This window comes from Mesorhizobium sp. M1050 (genome assembly GCF_040318715.1).
In the GTDB taxonomy this organism is placed as follows: Bacteria; Pseudomonadota; Alphaproteobacteria; order Rhizobiales; family Rhizobiaceae; genus Mesorhizobium.
Window position 1 is genome coordinate 1 of the sequence record NZ_JAMYMV010000126.1, and the last position, 8,478, is coordinate 8,478.

The 8,478-nt window shown below is 58.0% G+C and carries 5 protein-coding genes and 1 pseudogene; 4 read left to right on the plus strand and 2 right to left on the minus strand.

The annotated features are described in order from the left end of the window. Positions 1–1,028: 1,028 nt before the first annotated feature. Both NKH57_RS32650 and NKH57_RS32655 read left to right on the plus strand, forming a co-directional pair. Positions 1,029–1,402, plus strand: a pseudogene (locus NKH57_RS32650) (type IV secretory system conjugative DNA transfer family protein); the annotation flags it as partial. 674 nt (positions 1,403–2,076) lie between these two features. Continuing rightward, complete coding sequence (locus NKH57_RS32655) at positions 2,077–4,611, plus strand: two-component system VirA-like sensor kinase (protein ID WP_352950454.1); 2,535 nt, start codon at positions 2,077–2,079, stop codon at positions 4,609–4,611. A 260-nt stretch (positions 4,612–4,871) separates the two neighbouring features. Here NKH57_RS32655 and NKH57_RS32660 read toward each other — a convergent pair whose 3' ends face one another. Next, positions 4,872–5,159: a hypothetical protein gene (locus NKH57_RS32660; protein ID WP_352950456.1), complete on the minus strand. Its 288-nt coding sequence runs from the start codon at positions 5,157–5,159 to the stop codon at positions 4,872–4,874. Positions 5,160–5,699: 540 nt separating this feature from the next. Here NKH57_RS32660 and NKH57_RS32665 point away from each other — a divergent pair. Next, a complete protein-coding gene (locus tag NKH57_RS32665; protein WP_352950457.1) occupies positions 5,700–6,164 on the plus strand; it encodes a hypothetical protein in 465 nt (154 codons plus the stop codon). 194 nt (positions 6,165–6,358) lie between these two features. Next, entirely contained in the window at positions 6,359–8,014 is a 1,656-nt protein-coding gene (locus NKH57_RS32670; RefSeq protein WP_352950459.1) for an MFS transporter, read from the plus strand. 216 nt (positions 8,015–8,230) lie between these two features. Here the strand turns inward: NKH57_RS32670 and NKH57_RS32675 are convergent. Next, on the minus strand, positions 8,231–8,478 hold a 248-nt coding region (locus tag NKH57_RS32675), incomplete at its 5' end, for a hypothetical protein (RefSeq protein ID WP_352950461.1).

Consider the following 8,478-nt stretch of genomic DNA (forward strand, 5'->3'; position numbering starts at 1 on the left):
CCAGTATCCGGCACTGATCTTCTTCACTCCAACGACGACGACGCTCCGGCCCGGTCAATAATGTCACATGGCTCATGCTGTGCTGCTAACTACGCTCGTAAGGACGACCTTAAGAGCGCAGCCTCGCTTCCGTGCCATGCTCGCGCAAGGCGGCCCTCGCCGGAGGCGTACACTGGAACGCCCGCATGAATTCTGCAGCAGCAGCCCTCGGCCGGCCAATTTCAGACAACGTGACAAGCCCGGCCAACAAGCCTGTGTCGTCAAATCGCCAAACCGACGCAAATTGTCGGACAGGGGAGGCCGCTGAGCCTCATCCGCTTCGATGAGAGCGGCGTCGGCGGGTTCTGTCGCAAACTTTTCGGAAAGGTCATTTGCCGCAAAAAATCGCTTGCGGCATCGCGACGAGCACTGAAGTCGATCAGCATCCGCAAGAGCCAGTATGTCAGCAACCGGGCTCGAACACATCTCAACCGGTGAAAAGGTTCTCGAAGTCCGCGAGGCCCCCGCGGCGGCCATCATCATGTACGCGCTGCGGCACCTCGAAACCGCTTCCCTTGGCGCCGGATCAATCGTGTTGAATCAAGGGCTTGAGCAAGCCTGGTCCCAGGAGGCGGTTTCAGGTGCATGCGGCAGTACTATTCACAAGAGGGTGCGAACGGGGCATAGCGTGCGCACTCGAAGGCGTCAGCGGGAGCGTCAGCTACATAGTCGATAACACGCGCTTTTTACCTCGGTCTCGGCTCGCAACGATGGATTGCTAACGGCGAACTCATGCTGGTCGGCAAGGCGATAGTGGCTGGAGCATCAACTCGGCCGACGAGAGTGGCCACACCATCCTAGACAGGATCGGCCGATATGCCCGGCATCGCCGCTCTGCAAAAAGCACGGCGGGCATCCAGACGTTGCCGGGTTGACTATGGGTGTCCGAACCGCGAAAAGAGGCCGCTCTTTATGAGCGGCGTGCGCCGGCAGTCTAACCCCAAGCCCCCCGCCCGGGCTGCCGGCGCGCTTCTAGGAACATCGAGGTAGATGACGAGACTCCGAACTACATTTCCAAAGCTATGGTGGATTCACATTTCAAGCCCAATCGATTTCCTACAGCCAGGCGCGAACGTTCGATTGGAACGTTCAGAATTCACATCAAGGTGCACCGCTGTTGCGTCCCGAACAGGTGCGGCTGCTCAATGACGAGTACGAAATCGTTCTCGTCAAGGTCTGCCACCATTAAAATTGAGGAAGGTGCGATATTTTTCGGATCGCATTCTGAAACGCATCTTTGAAAGCCAGACAGGCGCCCTCCCGGAGCCGACGCCCTTGACGAAAGCAGACGGGGGGCTCTCCACAGAATCAACTCGATGAGCCGCTGCGTGGATTGGCGCAGGACTTTGACGATACAGTTTGATGTGAGGCTAGTATGGACCCGCGAAATAGTAATCCATCCCGTGTAACAGCTTTGTCGCAGGTGCAGGACGCCGGCTTGGAAGACGGGCAAGCGGTCCAGGCCCGGCGAGTGGGCTTTGAGCAGCACGTGTCCGAGGCGCTCCGGCCGCTGTTCGATGGCCGAGCTGACGAGCCGCCTACCGGTCCAGAGGAGCTTCTGCGACTGGAACAGGGGTTTCGCGAGGAGCTTCTGCGACTGGAACAGGGGTTTCGCGAGGTGCTTCAGCGAGGGCAGGATCATCAAGCCGCCTCGTCTTTTTTCAGCGATCCAAGGATGCCCGCTGGACGGGATGACCCCAAGGGAAGCGTGTCGGACGCTTTCGCAGCAGCCGGTTCTAGGCACGCCGGAGTTGAGGCCGCCGCCCCGCCAGTGTTAGCTGCCAGCCAACAGCAGATCCGGCCCTCGCCAGTTGCGTTTGACCGACCGGTATCATCCTCGGCTGCTGCAGGCGTGCGCTTGTATGCCCCTTCGATGATCTCTCGGAAGACCAGTTCCGAAAACTGCGATCAGTTGCCCGCCTTGTGCTGCCGCCTCGCCGTCGAGGTCGAAACGCCCGCGAATCAATGGAAGGTCAGCGGGCCATGGGGGCAGAGTGCAACGGTGTCTACACCGCCTATTTGAGGGGAGAGGTACACTTGGCTTTCCTGTTCCAGCAGCATCCGGCCGCACACCGACGCGATGGGGAGCTAGAATTCAAATCGGACCTTCGCAAGGCACGCACCGCGGATCAAACGCCGTTCGTTTGGGAAAAATGGCTCAGTACCGACAAAGCTTCTGTAATGGCCCTAGTGGCCTCGGTTGCGCTCTTGGTCGCGATACAGTGGCAAGACCCCCAGATCAACGAGGCGGTCCTAAGCGAACTGCGGACGATTCAGATCAACTACGCATTGCTCCAGCGAGACGTCGCCCGCGCCGACATGGTATTGGACTTCCGTTCCGTTGCTTCTACCGGGCAAGCATTAAAAAGGAACCTTCAAAACTACCAACGCCTTGTTGAGATTTCGCCCAATGAGAGCTCCGGGGTGCACTCCAGGTTGCTTGCACAGCTCAAAAAGTCCCTCGAAAACACAGAAGCTGCCATCTCGGCCTCGGCCGCGCAAAATGAGCTTCTGCAAAGCTCTCTCGTACGCTTTGCTCGCTCGGCTAATCGCCTTCGGAGGGGAGTGTCGAACAGGCCTGAATTTTCCAATCTGATCCTTCAATTTTCGGCCAGACCGGGATTCAGCCTCGCATTACAAATCGATCAGTCTCTCGGCCGACTTCCTCCTAGCCAGGACCAAGTCACGGAGGATGTTGCCCGCGAGGGCCGCGCTATCCTGTCCTCAATGTTGAGGTTGGACCGCGCTGTCAATCGGATCCCATCCTTCGACACGTTCGCCAAGGCTGCCGAATTGGAGCGAGAACATCTGAAAGCCTACAGCTTCGCCAGCGCGCAAGCGCAGCGTACACGACTTTTCTTTGGCTTGGTGTCCATATGCCTCTGCTTGTTTGCGACCATTCGAGCCTCCACGCTGCATGTGCGGACGAACCGGTTGGAAAGGCGGTTAGAGCTTGAAGCGGCAATGAGTGAGATCGAAGCTTGCTTCATCGACAGTCAAGCAACGAAGGCTTCGCGGCGCTTCTCCACCGAAGCAGCGCTTAGACTCATTCAATGCGTTTTCGATGCGGATCAATGCGCGCTTGCTCTGGTGGATCCGAGTATCAGCAGGAATACCGAGTACTTTGTCGCGAACAAGCGCATGCGCGTCTGGAACGCCACGCTAATCCATGAAGTCGTCTCACTTGTACACCCGGAACAGCCAGTGTTTCGCGTCGTTCCGGCGTCGGAAGTGGTTCGGACTGCCGTAGGCACTACCGGTGTTTGTCAAATTGTTGGTTGCAGGGCCTCCGATCAGCAGGCTGCGGTTTGTATCCTTGTTTTTGAAGGAGATCGCTCACCACCCTCCACAGACGACCTACTGGTTCTGGCGAGCGCTACTGTGCGTTTAGGCAACCATCTTGAAATGCAACGTGTACACACGGAACGTAACCTTTTTGAGAGTCGATGGGAGCATGCGGAAAGGCTGACGGCTGTCGGCACAATCGCAAGCGGCGTTACACATGAATTCAATAATGTTCTAGGAGCAATAGTCGGCTACGCAGAGATGGCTAAAGGTCTTGTGCGCCGTCCCTCGAGAATTCGGGGCCACATCGGCCAAATTATCTTGGCCAGCAACCGAGCCAAGCTGATTATTGATCAAATTTTGTCACTAAGCCGAAATCGGAAGCGCGTGACGATGCCTTTCGACGTCTCGGAGAGTGTAATGGATCTCGCGCCATTGCTGCGGGTTACACTTCGTGCGGATGTTCAGTTGAACTTCAAGATCAACGAGTGGCAAACGGTGATCGAGGGCAGCCCGACCGAGATACAGCAGATCCTTATGAATCTATGCAAGAACGCGTCGGAGGCTCTCTTGAATGAGGGCCGTGTCGAGATTAGCGTTTCTCGCGCTCACGTCTGTCAAACGAAGCCCGTGGCTAAGGGCACCTTGAAACCGGGAGATTACGTTCTCCTCTCCATCAGCGACGATGGCCAAGGAATCGCAAGTTCGGTGCTTCCGCATATCTTTGAGCCCTTTTTTACCACGCGCTCTCGCGTCGGCGGGACCGGACTGGGTCTTGCTGCAGTGGACCGCCATGTGAGCGCGCTCGCAGGATGCCTTGACGTCACCTCGGCTGTTGGCCGAGGTACACGCTTCGATCTCTACTTACCGGCCTGCGCTGAGGAGCAGGTCAGAGCTGATAGCGCTTCCGGTCCATACGATGGATCACTTGGCAACGGAGAAATCATTGCAGTCGTGGAGCCCGATCCAGCAGCGTTGGAGATCTACAAGGATAAGATCGCCGCGCTGGGTTATAAGCCGGTCGGCTTCGCGACCTTCGAAAGTCTTTGCGACTGGATCGAGAGCGGGAAGGCAGCCGACCTCCTAATTTTCGATGAAGCGACTTTCCTTGGGCGAGGACAGGCCGAAGCCGTACGTCCCACCCTGATGACGGTGCCCATCATCGTCGTTGGTGGAAGCGACCCCATGCCGATCACATCTGGTAATCAGACCTTCGTCCTTTGGCTAGCCAAACCGGTCTCGTCCAGGACGATGGAGCATGCAATTCGTACGATGATAATGGCATGATGCCGCCGACGCGCTCAGGCTACCGAGCTACCGAGGCAATCGGAGGCGGAGCCGGCTGGGATCCAGCAAATACAAGAGCGTCGGACGATCTCTGCGCACCCGGCTCATGGCGAGTTCCCCTCGAACACTGTCGTCGGCTTCCGCCCAAGGAAGGGATCCCCGACCACGGCAAGATGATAACCCGATTGCGGCTTTCAAGTGTCCTCGCATCCCCCGAGGGCGCCACCTGATCTCTCGGGCAACCTTGTTCGGCGCCGCAGTTATTGAGGCGGTCGGCTTGGAAGCAGTTCCTTATGGCCCTCATGCATAAACCAGAGCACCCGTTTGAGATGACTGCGAAGGGCCTTACGGGCGCGGATTGGCTCTTGGACCGGATCGATACCCAGTACATCCAGCGCCATCTCCTCTTCGCTGGCACTGTCGGCGCACGCGTCCATGAGCTTCAAATAGAGCTCGAAATGTTTGTTATCATATGCGGTTAGGCTTTCCGACCAGGGGACTTCCGTTGCAATGGTTGGATCAGGCGTTGGGCGCGATCTGCTTTTCATCCATGTCTCGCTTTGGCGATGAACCAGGCCCCCGTTCCGATTCAGAATATCTCCATCTAGCGCACTTTCAACAGTTCTCGGCCTTCTTTCGGACAGTGCCCAATCGTTGCATGTGGTCGTGGGTTCCAAATTGGCGCGCGGCTGCTCGCGACCAATACATCCTCAACTTGGCGAGGCGATGTAACGCCCGGCTGAACCAGAATGGCGCGGCTATTGAGCATCGCCGATTGGATCGAACCTCTTATTTTAGCTTCGCGATAATCTAGTCTGGATGCTTGCAAGCGTCCATCATGCCGCCGTACATACGCTTAAGGATCTCGCCCATCACCGTACGAGCAGCAACCATTTCCAAACTCGATCTTCCAACTTGAGGCTTTGCGTTACTGCATAGCTGCATTGCACAAAATGTGTTTGCGCATTGCACAACTTTTAGCCTTTAAGCTTACAGCTGATGCACGCGATGGTTTCCTCCCACTCCAACGTATCAGCTGTTCCCCTCTGAGGGTTTTGACTTTACACCTAAAGGGCCTCGGTTTTCCGATGGCCCTTTTTTTGGCGGTCGCCACGTCGTTAATAGAACGCGGCTCGATCGCCGGTTCAGCTATCAGGCTTTGGAACCCGTTCTGCCCGGCCGACCCCTCCCGACAACAGTCTGACCTTCGCCAGCCTTCTACGGGCAAGCGTTCGCGCCAAAAGTTCAAAGCCGCGTCCGTAACATTCGACGATGAAAGCCAATGTCATCAGGTCGAGCAGAAACTCGTCGATCGCATGTGTGAGCGCATCAGACTTTTGTCCGAACTGAAGGAGCAGGGCGCGCGCGTCTTCGATCGCGGCCTGGCAATCGTCTGCATCTATCAGGGAACTGATCCTGTCAAAGATCTGCAAGCGTCCTCACTTTTCGGAAGCCACACTCAGCATCGAACGCCGCTGATGAGTGAGTTTCCAACAAAAGAACAGGGTAACGTTTCGCGAAAAATCGCTCGGCAGCGCGTCGAACGAGCATGATGCCTCCGGCTCACCAACATGTCGTCGAAGGCGAGTGAGCCGGCCCATGTCTGCGTCTCGGCCGCCAGACCACTGGTCAGGAGGAACTGTGGCCACATCGTCGGAGACAAATGGGTCCATCTATTCTTCCAGCCGCCACGGTTCAGCCTAGATTACATGGGAAGCGACAATAACGGAAAGCAAAGGATCGCAAAATGAGTAGGGTGGCTAGATCAAACGAAGATTTGGCTGCACCAACGACCTTTGGGCCACTTCTGCAGCCCACTTTTCGCTCGATCTGGCTCGCCACGCAGGTTTCAAGCCTCGGCTGGTTGATGCAGACTGTCGCCATCAGCTGGCTGATGGCAACGATCTCGACTTCCGATCTGATGGTTGCGTTGGTTCAGGCTTCATCGAACCTGCCCGCCTTCGTCTTGTCTGTCTTCGCCGGGGCTCTCGCTGACAATTTCAGCCGGCGCCGGGTCATGTTCGCCGGTCGGTGCCTTATGGTGACTGCCTCCGCGATGCTGACCGCATCGGTGGCGCTGGGCTTTGTCAGTCCGTGGATGATCCTCGGCTTCAGCTTCTTGATCGCAAGCGGCGGTGCTCTCAATGATCCGGCCTGGCAAGCGTCGGTTGGCGATATTGTGGATCGACGAGATGTTCCCGCTGCCGTCACCCTGCTTTCTGTTGGATTCAATACCGTCCGGACTGTGGGCCCGGCGCTCGGCGGCATTGTAGTTGCCTCGTTTGGCCTTATGGCGGCATTCGCGGTGACCACGCTCACCTATTTCGTACCCTTGGCCACTATTTGGCGCTGCAAGTGGAAGGTTCGTTCTTCCCCTCTTCCACGCGAGTCGATGAGGACGGCGATCTATGACGGGCTGCGCTTCACGGCTATGTCATCGGAAATCAAGGCCGCGATCGCGCGCGGAACCCTCTTTGGCTTGGCGAGCATCGCCATACTCGCGCTGCTGCCGGTGGTTGTCCGCGATCAGCTGGGAGGAGGCCCGCTCGCCTATGGCGCGCTCATGGCCGGCTTCGGGACCGGAGCCGTCTTCGCTGGCCTCTCCAACAGCCTGTTCAGACGGAGCTTGTCGCAGGAGCGGCTGATGAGGCTCTCCTGCGTCGCCTGCGCGGCGTGCTCACTTTCCCTGGCACTGACAACTTCGATCGGGGTGGCGGCAATTGCACTCGCTTTGGGCGGCGCGGGCTGGGTCACCGCCTGGTCAGGGGTCGGTGTGAGCGTGCAGCTGGCAAGCCCGCGCTGGGTCGTGGGGCGCACCATCTCGATCTACTATGCTTTGATAGATGGTGGCATCGCGCTCGGCAGCTGGGTGTGGGGCACGGTGGCCGAAAACCATTCGCTGGCCCTGGCGCTGGAGGGTTCCGCTGCCTCCCTGATGTTCGTCGCTGCAGCCGGCGTTCTGTTTCCTCTTCGCGAGCGCCGCGACTCAGAGCCCGATCCTCTGGAGGAATTCGATGCCCCGGCTGTCGCTCTCAATCTGAAGCCGAGAAGCGGCCCGATCGTGGTCAAGGTCGAATATCTGATAGCCGAGAGAAATCTCGAGGCTTTCCTCGACCTCATGCGGCAGCGGCGTCATGTACACAGCCGGGTCGGTGCTCGGAATTGGACGCTCCAGCGGAACTTGCAGAAGCCTATGCATTGGACGGAAACGTTCCGCACGCCGACCTGGACGGACTACCTTCGCCTCAATCATCGTCTGACGGAAGTGGACAAGGAACTGGACGAGCGTGTCTTCCAGTTGCACGCGGGAGAGGAAGCGCCTCAGATGACACTTTCCATCGAGCGACCGACAAGCTCGGCCCGCAAGCCCGAGCACTCAGCTTTTCGCCATCCCCGTCATTGAAGCCCGGCCGGCACAGAAAACGCGATTCTGTCTATCGCGCTCAAACCGGTGCGGGAGACGGATAATCCACCAAAATTCGATGATGGGTGGCAGAGAAGAACCCCAGGCTGAGAGTGCGACCGATCGGTCCCCACGGTGAAGCGGAGCCTGGGGCTACAGCGGCACGCGACTATTGCCGCGTGTCACCTTTTGAATTTAAAGTCTTCCTCAGTCGCCTCAGTCCGCCTCGCTGATCCGGGCCAACGCTATCTTGAGGTTGGCATTTTGTCCCGCCAGCTCGCTGAGACGATCACGTTCGGCGGCGACCACATCCGGACTGGCGTTGGCAACGATGCACCCGCGCGGAGCGTGCTGTTGCTGGAAGCAGGAAGGCATGATCGGCCAAAGCCGGGAGAGGTGCTGCCGGCAGTAGCGAATGGGCTGCTGCGTCAGCTTGGTGTCTGGACGCCGTTCGCCGAGGCCGG

Coding starts and splice junctions, on each gene's coding strand:
- NKH57_RS32670 (WP_352950459.1), top strand. CDS start 6,359: ATGAGTAGGGTGGCTAGATCAAACGAAGATTTGGCTGCACCAACGACC.
- NKH57_RS32665 (WP_352950457.1), top strand. CDS start 5,700: ATGGCCCTTTTTTTGGCGGTCGCCACGTCGTTAATAGAACGCGGCTCG.
- NKH57_RS32660 (WP_352950456.1), bottom strand. CDS start 5,159: ATGAAAAGCAGATCGCGCCCAACGCCTGATCCAACCATTGCAACGGAA.